This is a genomic window from Chitinimonas sp. JJ19, from assembly GCF_036961565.1.
Taxonomy (GTDB): Bacteria; Pseudomonadota; Gammaproteobacteria; order Burkholderiales; family Chitinimonadaceae; genus Chitinimonas.
Genome location: NZ_JBAMDD010000001.1, coordinates 188,247 through 203,996 on the forward strand (window position 1 = coordinate 188,247; position 15,750 = coordinate 203,996).

Annotated in this window: 19 protein-coding genes; 13 read left to right on the forward strand and 6 right to left on the reverse strand. The window is 61.1% G+C overall.

Features of this window, described 5'->3' with window-relative positions:
• Positions 1 to 44: 44 nt before the first annotated feature.
• Both V7714_RS00840 and V7714_RS00845 read right to left on the reverse strand, forming a co-directional pair.
• A complete protein-coding gene (locus V7714_RS00840) occupies positions 45 to 941 on the reverse strand; it encodes an MBL fold metallo-hydrolase (RefSeq protein ID WP_335387339.1) in 897 nt (298 codons plus the stop codon).
• Positions 938 to 2,464 (reverse strand): AAA family ATPase, encoded by a 1,527-nt coding sequence (locus tag V7714_RS00845; RefSeq protein ID WP_335387340.1) that lies wholly within the window; start codon positions 2,462 to 2,464, stop codon positions 938 to 940. Before V7714_RS00845 ends, V7714_RS00840 begins: the two co-directional genes overlap by 4 nt.
• A gap of 264 nt (positions 2,465 to 2,728) precedes the next feature.
• On the opposite strand from V7714_RS00845, the gene cysE reads away from it, so the two are divergent.
• The 11 genes from cysE (at position 2,729) to V7714_RS00900 (ending at position 11,113) form a co-directional block, all read left to right on the forward strand.
• Positions 2,729 to 3,481 carry a serine O-acetyltransferase gene (gene cysE, locus V7714_RS00850; RefSeq protein ID WP_335387341.1) on the forward strand — a complete coding sequence of 251 codons (753 nt, stop codon included), beginning with the start codon at positions 2,729 to 2,731 and terminating at the stop codon, positions 3,479 to 3,481.
• A gap of 139 nt (positions 3,482 to 3,620) precedes the next feature.
• Entirely contained in the window at positions 3,621 to 4,112 is a 492-nt protein-coding gene (gene iscR / locus V7714_RS00855) for a Fe-S cluster assembly transcriptional regulator IscR (RefSeq protein WP_335387342.1), read from the forward strand.
• A gap of 73 nt (positions 4,113 to 4,185) precedes the next feature.
• Positions 4,186 to 5,394 carry an IscS subfamily cysteine desulfurase gene (locus V7714_RS00860; RefSeq protein WP_335387343.1) on the forward strand — a complete coding sequence of 403 codons (1,209 nt, stop codon included), beginning with the start codon at positions 4,186 to 4,188 and terminating at the stop codon, positions 5,392 to 5,394.
• A gap of 129 nt (positions 5,395 to 5,523) precedes the next feature.
• Positions 5,524 to 5,907 (forward strand): Fe-S cluster assembly scaffold IscU, encoded by a 384-nt coding sequence (gene iscU / locus V7714_RS00865; RefSeq protein WP_284196705.1) that lies wholly within the window; start codon positions 5,524 to 5,526, stop codon positions 5,905 to 5,907.
• A 2-nt stretch (positions 5,908 to 5,909) separates the two neighbouring features.
• Entirely contained in the window at positions 5,910 to 6,233 is a 324-nt protein-coding gene (gene iscA, locus V7714_RS00870; protein ID WP_284196704.1) for an iron-sulfur cluster assembly protein IscA, read from the forward strand.
• Between the two features lie 88 nt (positions 6,234 to 6,321).
• Entirely contained in the window at positions 6,322 to 6,858 is a 537-nt protein-coding gene (hscB, locus tag V7714_RS00875) for a Fe-S protein assembly co-chaperone HscB (RefSeq protein WP_335387345.1), read from the forward strand.
• Between the two features lie 165 nt (positions 6,859 to 7,023).
• On the forward strand, positions 7,024 to 8,886 hold the full coding sequence (hscA, locus tag V7714_RS00880) for a Fe-S protein assembly chaperone HscA (protein ID WP_335387347.1): 1,863 nt from the start codon (positions 7,024 to 7,026) through the stop codon (positions 8,884 to 8,886).
• Positions 8,887 to 8,992: 106 nt separating this feature from the next.
• A complete protein-coding gene (gene fdx, locus V7714_RS00885) occupies positions 8,993 to 9,349 on the forward strand; it encodes an ISC system 2Fe-2S type ferredoxin (protein WP_335387349.1) in 357 nt (118 codons plus the stop codon).
• A 39-nt stretch (positions 9,350 to 9,388) separates the two neighbouring features.
• Positions 9,389 to 9,880 (forward strand): YbaK/EbsC family protein, encoded by a 492-nt coding sequence (locus tag V7714_RS00890; protein ID WP_335387351.1) that lies wholly within the window; start codon positions 9,389 to 9,391, stop codon positions 9,878 to 9,880.
• A complete protein-coding gene (iscX, locus tag V7714_RS00895) occupies positions 9,877 to 10,071 on the forward strand; it encodes a Fe-S cluster assembly protein IscX (RefSeq protein ID WP_335387353.1) in 195 nt (64 codons plus the stop codon). Before V7714_RS00890 ends, iscX begins: the two co-directional genes overlap by 4 nt.
• Before the next feature lie 178 nt (positions 10,072 to 10,249).
• Positions 10,250 to 11,113 (forward strand): isochorismatase family protein, encoded by an 864-nt coding sequence (locus tag V7714_RS00900; protein WP_335387355.1) that lies wholly within the window; start codon positions 10,250 to 10,252, stop codon positions 11,111 to 11,113.
• 468 nt (positions 11,114 to 11,581) lie between these two features.
• Here V7714_RS00900 and V7714_RS00905 read toward each other — a convergent pair whose 3' ends face one another.
• A complete protein-coding gene (locus V7714_RS00905) occupies positions 11,582 to 11,977 on the reverse strand; it encodes a hypothetical protein (protein WP_335387356.1) in 396 nt (131 codons plus the stop codon).
• A gap of 189 nt (positions 11,978 to 12,166) precedes the next feature.
• On the opposite strand from V7714_RS00905, the gene V7714_RS00910 reads away from it, so the two are divergent.
• Positions 12,167 to 12,766, forward strand: a complete 600-nt coding sequence (locus tag V7714_RS00910; protein WP_335387357.1) for a YybH family protein — start codon at positions 12,167 to 12,169, stop codon at positions 12,764 to 12,766.
• Positions 12,767 to 12,914: 148 nt separating this feature from the next.
• Here the strand turns inward: V7714_RS00910 and V7714_RS00915 are convergent, their stop codons facing one another.
• From V7714_RS00915 to V7714_RS00925, 3 genes are read right to left on the reverse strand one after another with little or no spacing between them, the layout of a single operon-like run.
• Entirely contained in the window at positions 12,915 to 13,208 is a 294-nt protein-coding gene (locus tag V7714_RS00915) for a 2Fe-2S iron-sulfur cluster binding domain-containing protein (RefSeq protein WP_335387358.1), read from the reverse strand.
• A complete protein-coding gene (locus tag V7714_RS00920) occupies positions 13,205 to 14,434 on the reverse strand; it encodes a hypothetical protein (RefSeq protein WP_335387359.1) in 1,230 nt (409 codons plus the stop codon). The genes V7714_RS00915 and V7714_RS00920 overlap by 4 nt, the downstream gene beginning before the upstream one ends.
• Before the next feature lie 3 nt (positions 14,435 to 14,437).
• Positions 14,438 to 15,220: a sterol desaturase family protein gene (locus V7714_RS00925; protein WP_335387360.1), complete on the reverse strand. Its 783-nt coding sequence runs from the start codon at positions 15,218 to 15,220 to the stop codon at positions 14,438 to 14,440.
• An 89-nt stretch (positions 15,221 to 15,309) separates the two neighbouring features.
• On the opposite strand from V7714_RS00925, the gene V7714_RS00930 reads away from it, so the two are divergent.
• Positions 15,310 to 15,744, forward strand: coding sequence for a hypothetical protein (locus V7714_RS00930; protein ID WP_335387361.1), 435 nt, complete (start codon positions 15,310 to 15,312; stop codon positions 15,742 to 15,744).
• The last annotated feature ends 6 nt before the right edge of the window (positions 15,745 to 15,750 follow it).

Genomic DNA, 15,750 nt, shown 5'->3' on the forward strand with positions numbered 1-15,750 from the left:
GCACCAGTGCGGCTGGTGGGTGGTGTAGTCCTGACTTGACCGCGCTAGGGCGTGGCCGTGGGGCAAAGACTGGGCTGCTTGCTTGGCGGTTCATCCACCCAGTTGGGGTAGTAGCCCAGTTTTTCCTGCACGGCAGCGTCGTGGGCGGGCACGATCTGCAGCTGTGGCATCTCGCTGGCCATTTGGGCCAGTTGGCGTATCTGGACCGCCGTGGCGTCGCGGTCGTTATCGGCCAGTTGCCGGGCAAACCAGGATTTTTCCTTGGCCCCGTCCAGCGCCTGCGTGGTCCAGATGGTATCCCCTACAAAAAACAGGCTGCGGCCCGAAGCCAGTCGGGTGAACAGGCCGACGGAGCCTGGCGTGTGGCCGGCCATGGGTACCAGCACGGCGCTACCATCCCCAAACAGATCCAAGCTGAGTGGATACCCCAGCCAGGCCTGGGGCGCGAAGCTGTATTCGCGCCATTTGATGGGCGGCACATGCACCTGTGAAGGGAAGATGGTCGGTGGTGTGCCGCTGGCAATGAACTGACGCTCGGCCGAGGTGACCCAGACTTCGCTGTCGGGGAAATCAACCAGGCCGCTGACGTGATCCCAATGGGCGTGGGAGAGGATGATGCGGGGAATCTTGCGCCCGGCCAATTGGCGGACGGCAGGGCAGGGCTGCTGGTAGCGCAGGAAGGGGCCTGCCCACCAAGGCATGTCAGCATCCACCTGGGCGTCGACCTGGGTGCCGAGCCCCGTATCGAACAGCAGTTCACCTTGCGGGTGGGACACCAGCACGGCGGTGTGCACCAGCGGCAGTTTGCCCCAGCTGCCGCCCGCCACCGCTAGCATGCCCCGTGTCTCTGCATCGGCCGTCTTGATCAGCGCGACTCTGACCGAGGGGGCAGCCTGGCCGGCCAGGCTGCAGAGCAGGAGCAGCCAGTGGATGGATTTCATGCGGCGGCCTCGTCATCGGCCATCACGGCGCGTTCCTGAGCCCATTCGCGCATGGCGGCGATGCGTTCGGCCATGACCAGTGATAGGGGGCGGGTGCGTGCCAGCTCAGCCAGCAGGTGTGCTTGAGTCAATGGCTGTCCTTCGGTTTTGGCTGCAAAGCGGCTGGCTACGACGGCTTGCTCGATCTCGGCACCTGAATATCCCTCGCTGGCATCCAGCAGCTCAGACAACTGTGCAGGTGTGAGGCTCTCGTTACGCTGGCTGAGGTGGATGCGCCAGATTTCCTGTCGTGCTTGCTGACCGGGTAGATCGACAAAGAAGATTTCATCCAGCCGGCCCTTGCGTATCAGCTCGGGAGGCAGGCTTTCGATATCGTTCGCCGTTGCTACGATGAATACCGGGTGCTTGCGCTCGGCCATCCAGGTCAGCAAGGTGCCCAGCACCCGCCGGGAGACCCCGCTATCGGCGCCTGTGCTGTCTGTGCCCAGGCCTTTTTCTATTTCGTCTATCCACAGCACGCAGGGCGCCATGCGATTGGCGGCTGCCAGTGCACTACGTAGGTTGCGCTCGGTCTCGCCAAAGAACTTGTTATAGAGCACGCCAAAATCAAGCCGCAGCAGCGGCAGGCCCCAGCTACCCGCTACACATTTGGCGGCCAGGCTTTTGCCGCAGCCCTGCACGCCGGTCAGCAGGAGGCCCTTGGGGCTGTCCTTGGGATTCTGGGTATCGCCAAAGGCATGCTCGCGCAGTGCCAGCCAGCGCTTCAAGCCGGCCAGACCACCCAACTCTGCAAAACGGCCGGTGTCAGCCTCAAAACTGAGCATGCCATCCTGGTTGAGGATATGGTTCTTGGCCTGGGCCACATGGCGGAGATCGGCTTCGGTCAGCATGCCGTCGTCGTCTATGACTTCACGCACCAGGCGATGTATGTCGTCCATGTTCAGGCCGGCCAGCAGGCGTACCAGTTGCTCCAGTATCTCGCTGGAGGCCTTTACCCTGGCACCACCACGCAGCTTGGCGTAGACCTGGGCCTCCTGGTGTATCAGTTTGCGGATGTCGTCTGGCGACGGCGGGGATAGCGTAAAGGTGGTCGAGAAGCGTTTCAGTTCGCCTGGCAGATCGACATCGGGCCCAAAGAAGATCAACGTGCGCTGGGTTTGATGGCGTTGATGCACCAGCGACTTGATCAGCCTGATGGTGACGGCATCGTCCAGGAAGGGGTGGGCGTCAAAAAAGACAAACACGCCATTCTGCGGCGACTTGTATAGATGTCGCAGGGCATGGTGCAACTCGTAGGTATCGGTCGGGCGCTGCGTTTCGGCGGTGATACGGCGTATCAGGCCGTCTACGGCTGTCCATGAGAACAGCGGCAGCTCCTGGCGCCGTGCCAGTTGTTCTATCAGGGCCAGGAAGCGCGGCTCTTCGTCGCTTTCTACAGTGATGATGGGGTGTCTTGCATGCAGCAGCACATCAAGCTGATGCTGCTCGGAAGGCTTGTCTTGGAGGTCGAGTGCGGGAAACATATGCGCATTCTAGCCACCAGCCCACACTAAGAGCCACTGACAAAACCCTTCTGGCATTGTTATGCGAGCTTGCCGTACCCACGACTGTCTGCTGCGCGCCTTTGCACGCACGCCTAGCCAGAACCGCAACGCTGGGTTTTGTTTGTGGCGCTAACTGCAGCATATTGCGCAGCGCTGGCGGCCGATAGGCTGGGGCGGCTTCCGCGCTGCACAATAGTCGAGTAAAATAGTCGGCCTTTTTCCATGCTTCCCAGAGCCTACCGAATGTTCGCACGCCTACGTGAAAACATTGCCGTCGTGTTCGACCGCGACCCCGCAGCCCGCTCGACCTGGGAAGTGATGACCTGTTACCCCGGCTTTCATGCACTGACCTTTCACCAGTTGGCGCATGGGCTTTGGCGTGCCAATTTCAAATGGCTGGCCAGGCTGGTATCGCATTTCAGCCGTTTTGCCACGGGCATAGAAATCCACCCTGGCGCCACTATAGGCCGCCGGGTGTTCATCGACCATGGCATGGGCATCGTGGTGGGCGAGACGGCCATCATCGGTGACGATTGCACGCTCTACCACGGGGTGACCCTGGGTGGCACCAGCTGGAACAAGGGCAAGCGCCATCCCACGCTGGAGCGTGGCGTGATCATCGGTGCCGGGGCCAAGGTGCTGGGGCCGATTACCCTGCATGCGGGTGCCAAGGTGGGCTCCAATGCCGTGGTGGTGAAGGATGTGCCGCCCAATGCCACCGCTGTGGGCATACCGGCCCGCATTGTGGCGGATGATGTGGCCCAGGCGCGTGAAGCCAAGGCGGAGAAGATGGGCTTCTCGGCCTATGCGATCTCCAGCAAGATGGACGACCCCATGGTGCAGGCCATACACGGCCTGGTGGACCACAGTACCAATATCGATGCGCGCATCGAACTGATACTGCGCCGACTGGAGTCCTTAGGGGTGAATTGCGCCGAGGAACGGGCTACGGCAGACAAATTTGATGCGAACTATTTGAACCGTATTGTTGACTAATTTAGTAGGATAAAATCTTGACTAAAAAAGTCGGGTATTTTATCCTTCGGGCTCAATCAAGGTCGCTCGCCAACCCACCAGACACCGCCTCTGCCCAGCGGCGCGCTTGCCCGGGCAGACAGTACAAACAGGTACACCCATGCGCTTGACCACCAAAGGTCGCTTTGCCGTAACCGCCATGCTGGATTTGGCCCTGCGAGAGCAGAAGGGGCCGGTGACGCTGGCGGGTATCTCCGAGCGGCAACAGATTTCGCTGTCCTATCTTGAGCAGCTTTTCGGCAAGTTGCGCCGCAACAGCCTGGTGGACAGCGTGCGCGGCCCCGGTGGCGGCTATTGCCTGGCGCGGCCTGTGGCCGATATATCGGTGGCCGACATCATCACGGCGGTGGATGAGCCGCTGGACGCCACCCAGTGCGGCGGCAAGGAAAATTGCCTGGAAGACAACAAGCGTTGCATGACGCACGACCTGTGGTCTGACCTGAATCGCACCATTTATGAATACCTGGCCTCGGTAACGCTGGCCACCCTGATAGAGAAGCAGCGCACAGCCTGTGCCAGCACCCAGGCCACCACTGAGTGCGTACTGCACGACAAGCGCAAGAGCACGCAAGAACACCAGGCCCTGGCCTGAAACTGTTGACACACAGAGGCCATAAGGCCCGCCTGACCGACTGGGCGTTGATGCATCGTATGGAGCGTAGTAAATGAAATTGCCGATTTACCTCGACTATTCCGCCACCACCCCGGTGGACCCACGCGTTGCGGAGCAGATGATTCCGTGGCTGACCGAGCAGTTTGGCAACCCGGCCAGCCGTTCGCACCCCTTCGGCTGGGCTGCCGAAGAAGCCGTCGAGGCCGCACGTGAGGAAGTGGCCAAGCTGGTGAACTGTGACGCCAAGGAAATTGTCTGGACCTCGGGCGCGACCGAATCCAACAACCTGGCGATCAAGGGGGCGGCACATTTCTACAAGGACAAGGGCAAGCACCTGATCACCATGAAGACCGAGCACAAGGCGGTGCTCGATACCATGCGTGAGCTGGAGCGCGAAGGCTTTGAGGTGACTTACCTCAGCCCGATGGAAAACGGCCTGCTTGATCTCGAGCTGCTCAAGGCCACCCTGCGCGATGACACCATCCTGGTGTCGGTGATGGCGGTGAACAATGAAATCGGCGTGATACAGCCTATCGCGCAACTGGGTGAGCTGCTGCGTGAGCGTGGCATCCTGTTCCATGTCGATGCGGCGCAGGCCACCGGCAAGATTGCCCTTGATCTGTCCAGCCTCAAGGTGGATCTGATGAGCTTCTCGGCCCACAAGACCTATGGCCCCAAGGGGATAGGCGCCTTGTATGTGCGGCGCAAGCCACGGGTGCGCCTGGAAGCCCAGATGCATGGTGGTGGCCATGAGCGCGGCATGCGCTCGGGCACCCTGGCGACTCACCAGATCGTGGGCATGGGCGTGGCGTTCAAGCTGGCGCGCGAAGAGATGGCCACCGAACTGGAACGTATCCGCATGCTGCGCGATCGCCTGTGGCATGGCGTGTCGGGCATGGAAGAGGTCTATCTGAACGGTGACATGGATGCGCGCGTGCCGCACAACCTCAATGTCAGCTTCAATTATGTAGAAGGCGAATCGCTGATCATGGCGCTGAAGGACCTGGCGGTGTCGTCGGGCTCGGCCTGTACCTCGGCTTCGCTGGAACCCAGCTATGTGCTGCGCGCCTTGGGCCGTAATGATGAACTGGCTCATTCGTCCATACGCTTCACCATCGGCCGCTTTACCACGGTTGAGGATATCGACTACGCCATCAAGCTGATCCACGAAAAGATAGGCAAGCTGCGCGAACTGAGCCCGCTGTGGGACATGTTCAAGGAAGGCATAGACCTGAACACGGTGCAGTGGGCTGCGCACTGACAGGTGCTGAAGGATGGCAGCCGGTAACCTGGTTTTCCCGGCTGGTAGCAATGGTTTCTAGGGTGGCTGTTGAGCATCAGCGAGGACTTCCCGCCTCGTACTCCACCACCCCTTACAGGAGTAAACGACATGGCATACAGTGACAAGGTCATCGACCATTATGAAAATCCGCGCAACGTCGGCGCCTTCGACAAGGGCGACGAGTCGGTAGGCACCGGCATGGTTGGCGCACCTGCTTGTGGCGACGTGATGAAGCTGCAGATCAAGGTGGGTGAAGGCGGTGTGATTGAAGACGCCAAGTTCAAGACCTATGGCTGCGGCTCGGCCATTGCCTCCAGCTCGCTGGTGACGGAATGGGTCAAGGGCAAGACGCTGGATCAGGCCCTGAATATCAAGAACACCCAGATTGCTGAAGAACTGGCACTGCCACCAGTCAAGATACACTGCTCCATCCTGGCTGAAGATGCCATCAAGGCAGCGGTAGCCGATTACAAGGCCAAACACGAGGGCTGATCATGGGACTGTCGCTGTCTGAAAGCGCTGCCAAGCACGTCGCCAAATACATTGCCAAGCGCGGCCGTGGCGTAGGTGTGCGCTTGGCCGTCCGTACCTCGGGTTGCTCGGGCATGGCCTACAAGCTGGAGTTTGTGGACGAGGCTGCGGCTGAGGATCTGGCGTTCGAGAGCTTTGGCGTCAAGATATTTACCGATGCCAAGAGCCTGCCCTATATCGACGGTACCGAACTCGACTTTGTGAAGGAGGGCTTGAACGAAGGGTTCAAGTTCAATAATCCTAACGTCAAGGACGAATGCGGTTGCGGCGAGAGCTTCAATACCTGAGGCCTGAGCCGCACCGTAGGCTAGCCGGGCACCGCCATGCGGTGCCTTGCTTTTCGGTCGGTACGCTTTGCCACGATGGCTTCCCACCATGAACCACTTCGATTTCAGCCACGACCACTTTACCCTGTTTGGCCTGCCTCGCGCCTATAGGCTCGATATGGCCACCATGGAGACAGCGTTTCGTGGGCTGCAGACGCAATACCACCCGGATAAGGCCGCTAGCCTGACCGACGCCGACAAGCGTATGGCCTTGCAGGCGGCAACCAGGGTGAACGAAGCCTTTCAGACCCTGAAGTCTCCCCTGGCACGTGCGCGCTACTTGCTGCTGCTGGCTGGGGTGGATACCCAGGAAGAAACCAATACGGCCATGCCGGTGGATTTCTTGATGCAGCAGATGGAATGGCGTGAAGCGATTGCCGATGCCCGAGCGGCCGGCGATGTGGATAGCCTGGAAGCGTTGGGTCGTGAGTTGCGGGGCGTAGGGCGTGCCATGGAAACCGAGTTGGGATTGCTGTTGGACGAGCAGGCCGCCCATACCCAGGCCGCTACCGTGGTGCGCAAGCTCAAGTTCATGGAGAAGCTGGAGCAGGAAGTGGGCGATGCGATTGAGCGTCTGCTGGATTGAGCGGATAACTCTCCTGCCTGCTACTGCACAGCTGAGTTGAGTACGAGTTGAATGTCTATGGCACAGGATGCCAGCATTCGGCCCGCAAGCATTAATCGAAATGCCGGAGTAAACCGGCTTTAGCCCGGTGCGCTGCTTTTGCTTGGCGTGCCAGAGTGGACTGACATGGCTCTTTTCCAGATCGCCGAACCCGGCCAAGCTGCCGAACCCCATCAACACCGCCTGGCAGTGGGGATAGACCTGGGCACGACCAATTCGCTGGTGGCGACAGTGCGCAGTGGTTCGGCCACCGTATTGGCCGATGAGACCGGCGCTACGCTGCTGCCCTCGGTGGTGCACTATGCTGCCGATGGCCAGACCACGGTCGGCTATGCTGCCCAAGTGCGGCAGAGCGAAGACCCGCGCAATACCATTGTTTCGGTCAAGCGCTTCATGGGCCGGGGGGTGAAGGATCTGCCCGATTCAGCCGCGACACCTTACCGTTTTGTCGATGCGCCAGGCATGCTCAAGATCAAGACCGTCGCGGGGGAAAAAAGCCCGGTCGAGGTGTCGGCCGATGTGCTGCGCCACCTGAAGCAGCGTGCAGAGGCCAGCCTGGGCGGCGAGCTGCTGGGTGCGGTGATTACTGTGCCGGCCTACTTTGACGATGCACAGCGCCAGGCCACCAAGGACGCGGCCACGCTGGCCGGACTGAACGTGCTGCGATTACTGAATGAGCCTACCGCAGCAGCGGTAGCCTACGGTCTCGATAATGCTGCCGAAGGCATCTATATCGTCTACGACCTGGGCGGCGGCACCTTTGATGTGTCCATACTCAAGCTGACCCGAGGGGTGTTCGAGGTGCTGTCTACCTCGGGCGATTCGGCGCTTGGTGGGGATGACTTCGATCAGCGCATCTACTGCTGGGTGGTGGAGAATGCAGGCCTCAGCCTGCTGGGCGATCACGACACCCGCCTGCTGCTGACCCACGCGCGCGAAGCCAAAGAGGCGTTGACTGATCATGCCGAAACCCGCATCACTGCCAAGCTGGCCGATGGCGAAGTGGTGGATCTGGCGTTGAGCGCCGAGGTGTTCCAGCAGATTACCGCCCCACTGGTGCAAAAGACCATCAGCCCGGTACGCAAAGCGCTGCGTGATGCCAAGCTGGGCATGGACGAGATCAAGGGCGTCGTGATGGTGGGCGGTGCCACCCGCATGCCGCATGTACGCCGCGCCGTGGCTGATTTCTTTGGCCGGGAGCCGCTGACCAATCTGGACCCGGACAAGGTGGTGGCGCTGGGCGCTGCCATGCAGGCCAATGCCCTGGCAGGCAACAAGGGCGATGACGAGTGGCTGTTGCTGGATGTGATCCCGCTTTCCTTGGGCCTGGAAACCATGGGGGGGCTGACGGAGAAGGTGATTCCGCGCAACAGCACGATTCCTACCGCACGCGCACAGGACTTCACCACCTATAAGGATGGCCAGACTGCCATGGCTATTCATGTGGTGCAGGGCGAGCGTGAGCTGGTGGCAGATTGCCGCAGCTTGGCACGTTTCGAATTGCGTGGCATACCACCCATGGTGGCGGGTGCTGCCCGTATCCGGGTGACCTTCCAGGTTGATGCAGATGGCCTGCTGGCGGTATCGGCACGGGAGCAGTCCACCGGCGTAGAGGCCAGCATTGCCGTGAAGCCATCCTATGGCCTGGCTGATGATGAGATTGCCCGTATGTTGCAGGATTCCATGCAGCACGCCAGCGAAGATATGCTTGCGCGCACCCTGGCCGAGGCACGGGTGGAGGCAGAAAGCCTGATTGCGGCGACACGTGCGGCGCTCGCCAGCGATGGCCAGTTGCTCGATGCCGAGGAGCGTGCCGACGTGGAAGCGGCGCTGGCTCGCTTGCAGGCCGCTAGCGCGGGTGAGGCTGCTGCCGAGATTCGGGCGCAAACCGATGCACTGAACCAGGCGACCAGTGAGTTTGCTGCCCGCCGCATGGATGCCGCAGTGAAACGGGGCCTGGCTGGGCAAAAGCTCAGCGAGCTGGGATAAATAGACCAAATACCAGCGTGGGCGGGGCAGCGGTAGTTGCCGCTGCCACCTGCGCTGCCTTCGCCCCCATGCGGGATGAAGCCAACCAAGACAGAGGCGTAGCACCATGCCCATCATCACCGTACTGCCGCACGACCAGCTTTGCCCCAAGGGTGCCACCTTTGAGGTGGATACGGGCATCACTGTTTGCGATGCCTTGCTCAACCACGATATCGCCATCGAGCATGCCTGCGAGAAATCCTGCGCCTGCACCACCTGCCACGTGATTGTGCGGCAGGGCTTCAACAGCCTGACGCCCAGCGAGGAAGAGGAAGACGATCTGCTGGACAAGGCCTGGGGCCTTACCAGCGTGTCGCGGTTATCGTGCCAGGCCGTGGTGGCCGCCGCTGACTTGACCGTGGAGATTCCCAAGTACACGATCAATCATGCCCGTGAGCATTACGACAAGGACTGGGATATCTGATATCCGCCATACCACCCGCCTACAGCGAGAAAGCACGCCGTGAACCTGCCACTGAGTAGCCAGCAACGTGTCGAGGCCGCCCTGGCGGCCAAGGGCGTCAATATCGATATCAAGGTTTTTCCGGCGGGTACCCGTACCGCCGCCGATGCCGCCGCCGCCATAGGTTGCCAGGTGGCCGAAATCGCCAAGTCCATCGTGCTGCGGGCAGTCAGCTCGGACAGGGTGGTGGTCGTGGTGGCCAGCGGCAGCAACCGGGTGGATGAACACAAGGTCGCCCAACTGCTGGGTGAGCCACTGGCCCGCGCCGATGCGGACTTTGTCCGCCGCAAGACTGGCTTTGCCATTGGTGGCGTTGCACCGGTAGGGCATCTGGAAGCGCCCTTGCTGTTGCTCGATCAAGACCTGCTGCAGTATGACCATGTATGGGCGGCTGCCGGTACCAGTGACAGCGTATTCCGCCTGACACCCGCCGAACTACAGTTGCTGACGGATGCCCCGCTGGCGGACATCAAACAGGAGAACGAAGCATGAAATGGGTAGACTCCCGCGATATCGCCATCGAACTGGCAGAGAAGTTTCCGGATACTGACCCCAGGACGGTACGCTTTACCGACCTGATGCAATGGGTGCTGGAGCTGGAGGGCTTTGATGATGACCCTGCCCATTGTGGTGAAAAGATACTGGAAGCCATACAGCTTTGCTGGATGGATGAGGCGGAGTAAACCAGCACATCATGGCTGTGTTGCCTTGTTGCAAACCAGCTAAGTGACTGTTTGATAATCGGTTGCGGCTTGGCGTGCACTTGCTGAGTACTAAAGGGCGTAGCAATACGCCCTTTTGCTTTTTCAGCCGGGCGCCTCGCGGTACGATGGTGTTACAGATAACCATAAGGAGACGCCCATGCTGATGCACCCTGATGCCTGTACTTTGCTGGTGGTAGACGTGCAGGAGAAACTGGTGGCTGCCGTCAATGATGCACCGCGGCTGGTGGCCTCGCTGAAGTGGCTGATCAGTGCGGCACGCCTCAATGGTGTGCCGGTGGTGTTCTCCGAGCAATACCCTCAAGGCTTGGGTAGCACCTTGCCCGTGCTGAAGGCTGCGGCGGTGGACGCCCCGACGGTGGACAAGACCAGTTTCTCTTGTGTGGCGGCAGACTGCCTGAAGGGTACGGCTGCAGAGACGCGGCCACAGGTTGTGGTGTGTGGGATGGAGGCGCATGTTTGTGTGCTGCAGACAGCCTTGGAAATGCAGGCTGCCGGCAAGCAGGTATTCCTGGTGGCGGATGCCATCGGGTCGCGTAGCCGGGACGACAAAGCGGCGGCGATTGCGCGCATGACTGCGGCGGGTGTGACGGTTGTCACCCGTGAGATGGCGCTGTTCGAATGGATGCGCGACAGCCGCGTACCGCAGTTCCGTGAGGCCAGCAAGCAACTGTTGCAGACGACACCCAGCCTTACCTTCCCGGAGGTGCTGGCCTGCCTGCCGCGCATAGACCACCTGGGTGGCATGCAGCTTTGGCGTGAGGGCAAGCTGGAGGCCATCATCGAGAACCGGCCTGGCCAGACGGGCTCGCTGGCGCTTTACCACGCCTTGTATCGCGATTTTGGCGCCATCACCCCCAAGGCTGCCCGGCTGGGGCAATGGCTGTATGCCGAACATGCGGAGGATGCTCGTAAGCATCCTGGCAAGCACCCCAATATAGACAGGCTGTTCTCGCTGGAGGTGTTGGGGGGCGGCTACGGTGTGCGCTTGATGCCGCATTGATCGTTACCGCGCGGCCATCAGCATGCGTTAGCCCTGATTGCACAACTACCCGTTGGTACCGGTGGGTACGCTAGGCCAGGGTAGCGTGGGTGTGGGGCCTGCGGTGTTGGAAACAGGCCACCTGTGCAGGTGGCCTGTTCCGTTCAAGCCTGGTGCTTTAGCAGCAAGGCAGCTCGCAGCATATCGACACGCCACAGCAACTGGCGGCATAGGCCAGGCTGGGCAAGCTGAGTGCGCAGGCGATGATCAGGAGTTTGCGTTTCATAGGATGTCCTTTCAGGAGCAGGCCCATGCAGACCCGGCATGGGCAAGCGGTATCGTGGGAGTAGGTCTGCTGCGCCCGATATCGGTGCCTGTGCCTGGCCGTATGGCAGGCATGGCTCAGTGGCGCACGGCAATAACAAGGCGCGGCCAGGATGGGCGGCTATGGCAAGACCTAAGGTAAAACCTAAGGTAAGACGAGTAGGGTCAGATCAGCCGGGGTGGCCGGTCAGGCGTGGGGAGGTAGGTGTCGCTGAAATTGTCGGCCAGCGAGCGAGGTTGGCAGCCGGGACGGCTCTCAAAGAAATCGAACAGCAGCCCCAGGCTGCCGAGCTTGCCGCATTGATTGCCGCATCTGGCAGTGCAGTCGCTACTACCGCCAGCCGCACAGCAGTCTGACTTCTTGGCAACCTTGGGTGCGGCCTTCTGCGCCTGTTTGGCGACGGTCTTGGCATCGATATGGCAGGGTACCCGCGACTGCGTCATGGCATCCATGCGTGACGGCGGTACACCGCGCGGCTCTGCCTGCGCCGGTACAAGCAGCATCAGCGCTGCAATGAGCGCGGGCCACAGCTTGTAGAGGGAAGACATGAGAGCGGACATGGGTGGATTTTAGCCGAGCAATTCGGGCTAGGACTAGTCCGTTGGGCGCCAAGTTCCCTGCCATCGCAAAGATGGGCGGGAATACCACAGGCGGGTAGCTGAAATGGTGCATGACAGGGGCTGCATGGGGTGCAATCGTGCCATCCAGGCACTAGGCTGTAGTGGTTAGCCCACCTGGATGGAGTTGCGATGAAACGGTTATGCCTGATGTTGCTGCCCTTGCTGGCGCTGTTGGTTTGCGTGACTGCGCGAGCTGAGGAGCGGCATGCAGACCATGAAGCGCTGCGCAATATACTGAAGACCGGCACACAGGCGCTGAACAGCGGCAAGCTGGATGCAATGGCCCCGTTGCTGCATTCCCAGTTCACCATCATCACGGTCGATAACCAGAAGTTCAGTTCATTGGAAGCCTTCAAGGCCTATTGGGATAGCTTGTTCCAGGGTGAACACAGGCTGCTGGACAAGCTGGAAGCCGCACCAGTGGCAGATGAGCTGACCCAGTTTCTCAGCGAGGATGTGGGTCTGGTCCATGGTGTTTCCAATGACGTCTACACCTTCCGCGATGGTAGCGTGCGCACCATGCCCACCCGCTGGACGGCAGTCGTGGCCAGGGAGGGGGGCAGCTGGAAGCTGGTGAAGCTGCATTTCTCGGTCAATCTGCTGGATAACCCCATGCTGACGGCAACCAAGGAGTACGCCCTGCGCGGCGTCCTGGCCGTAGGCGTGGTGTTGCTGTTGCTGGGCGCGATACTGGGATACTGGCTGGGGCGGCGGCGTAGCAGGGTGTAATTGCCGCGACAAACCTTCTCTGGCTGTGCGAGTCTGCCCTGGCCACGTACTGCCTGTTCGCGTGCCCGTCAAAACCACTACGCTGGGCTGGGTTGGCGACTCACTGTGTCGCCAGCAAGGCTGTGGCACCGAGGTGCTACGGCCATGATCACAGTTTGCGTATGCGCATATCGCCGGTGACGTGTACCTGGCAGGCCAGGCGGGCAAGCGGTTGGTCGGGGGCGTAGATCTCCAGGGCCTCCCTTTCGTCGGCGCCTGCGGGGGCGATGCTGCCCTCGGTGCCTGGCTGCAGCTCTATCAGGCAGGTGCCGCACAGGCCGGCGCGGCAGCCGAATAGCAGGGGCGAATTGAGGGCGGAGAGCTGCAGCGACAGTGCGCTGCCCTCGGGCAGCTGGATGCTGGGATGGGGGCTGTCGGGAAAATCCAGGGTGTAGTGCGTCATGCGCGGGCGGTCTGCAGAAGATTGTGGGTGCGCTCCAGCGCGGCTGCCTGGCCTTTGAAGCGGGCATAGGCCTGGCGGTTGGTGCGTAGATAGCGCTGGGTATTGTTGCCGGCCATGTGGCGCATTTCGCGATTGCTGGCGCTTAGCCAGCTGATGGAATCGACAAACAGGCGATAGGACGCCACCGCCTCACTATGTGTCTGGGCGGCGGCCTGTACGCCTTCGGAGTCCTCGCAGAAGCTGCGGTGCAGCATCTGCATGGCGCCACCATGGTCCAAGCCAAAGGTAGGTGAGCGCAGTACCTGGTAGATGGGGCGGTACAGTGCCGGGTCGTACCAGAAGATGCCATTCACCGCGCTGGAGAAGTGGTAGTGATCGCGCTGGCAGCCCGCCACTCCCTGATTGACCACCCAGCGCTCGAAGGCGGTGGGCTTGGGTAGCACGCGGGGCACCTCCACACCCACCAGGCGGGAGGTGTGGAAGTGAAAGCTCTCATCCGAGAAATGGTACCAGCTGATGGCAGCGGGTATGGGGGCGTTGGCCTGATCCGGATGGTGCTCGTAGTACTGGCTGAGCTTGTGCTGCACGATCTTGCCATTGAGGGTACGCAGGCCTCGTATCAGCAGATACTGGCTACCCAGAAAGGGGTTGCCGGCCATGGCGGTGAAGGCCCTTAGTTGTATGCCTTTCCACCAGGTTCTGAGGCCATTGGTATCGGCAAACACCATGGTTTCGGTCATGGGGTGGCGCATGGGGTAGGTGAAGATGCGGCGGCCGAACAGGCGGTGCTCCACGTCCTCGCCTATGGTCTTGAAGGCATGGATATGGGCGCGCTCCTGGCGCGTCTCGAGATCCAGGCTATCGCAGATGGGACGAAAATCCTCTACCGCATAAAGCCCCGCAGCCGAGACCTGGTTGAGGAAGATGGTGGCAATCTCGGCAGACATGATCTGGCTGTAGTAGGCCACCCAATACAGTTGGTTGAGTAGACGGCGCTGGCTGGGGCTGGATTCATGCCAGAGCGCGGTGCCCCAGAGCAAGGCGTATTGCTCGGGGTTCCAGGCGCTGTGCTGGCAGTCTTCGAAGCGATAGGCCGCAACGGCGGCTTCCATGGCCTCGGTGGCATCCTGGGCGCGATTACGTTTGAGATTGAGCGCTACCTGCTTGCCCAGTTGCGGGTCGTCCAGCAGGGAGTGGGGCAGCGATTGTTCCAGGCCGCGATGCATGTTCTAGCTTTCGTCCGGCTTGTGATGCCAGGGGGTAAGGAGTTGTTGCCAGGCACTTTGCCGTGTCCTGGCGCCATAGCGCAAGGGGTAGCCTTGTGGTGGGGCGTAGCTGCCGAACAGCCTGTCCCAACAGCTGAGATTGGCGCCGAGATTGATGGCGGTGTTACCGGCCGCGTGGTGCAGGTGGTGGCTGGCTGGGGTGATCAGCAGCCAGCTGAGCCAGGCATGGCGCTGTTGCAGCCAGTGCGGCCAGCGTATGGCGCTATGGCGCCATAAATCCAGGCTGGCCGTCAGCAGGGTGCCGGCCAGATAAGCCTGTTTGTCCTGGCACAGCAGCGATAGCAAGGCACTGGGCAGTACGTAGACAAACAGTGGCTGCAGCCACAGCGTATTGCGGGCACTGGCCCAGGCGCCCAGTTGCTGGCTGCTGTGGTGTGGCAGGTGCAGCCACCAGGCATGGCTGTGCAGGTAGCGGTGCTGGGCGTAATAGAGCAGGTCCAGACCGACAAAGCTGAGCAGAAAGGCACCCAGGGTACCCGGCAGGATGCCGTTCAGGCTGGGTAGCTGCATGGCCAGTTGCTGCCCCAGCCAGAGTGATAGCAAGGGTATGAGCAAGCCCTGCGCCAGCAGGCCGCTGCCGTTGAGCAGCCAGTCCCCGCAGCTGGCCTGGCCCGTATGCAAGGGTCGCAGGCGCTCCAGCACGAGCAGTAGTACAAAGGTGCAGAAGGGCAGGCTGGCCCAGAACACCAGCGCTGGCGACATGAGCGGAAAGGCAAGCTGACTCATGCCAGCCATGATGCCCGGTTTGACCGGTGCGTGCCAGCAGGGGCCATATGCCCTATATTCCGGCTGTCCATCGTGCCGGGAAGAAAACCATGCTCCACCGCCTTGCCCTGTTGCTCGCTGCAGCCATTGCCCTGTTCGGTGCTGTTATCCATTTTGTTGCTCCCCTGTTCGGGCCGGGCTGGTATGCGTTCTTTGGGGCGCCGCCACAGGTGGTGGCCTCGGCCGTGGCTGGCAGTTGGCTGGCACCGGTCAGCACCCTGGCGATAGGCGGGTTGATGCTGCTGGCAGGGTTGTATGCGTTTTCGGCAGCAGGTGTGATGCGGCGCCTGCCCTTGACCGGTGCAGCCCTGTGGGTGCTGGCGGTGTTGTGTACCTTGCGCGGTTTTATCCTGGTGCCGGTATGGCTGTGGGCGCCGCAGTTGCTGACGACCTTCGAGGTGGTAGCCGCCCTGGTCTGGCTGGTGGCTGGCCTGGGTTATATCGCCGGCGTGCTGGTGGCGCGGCGCCCTCCGCAGCCGGCTTGATCGGCG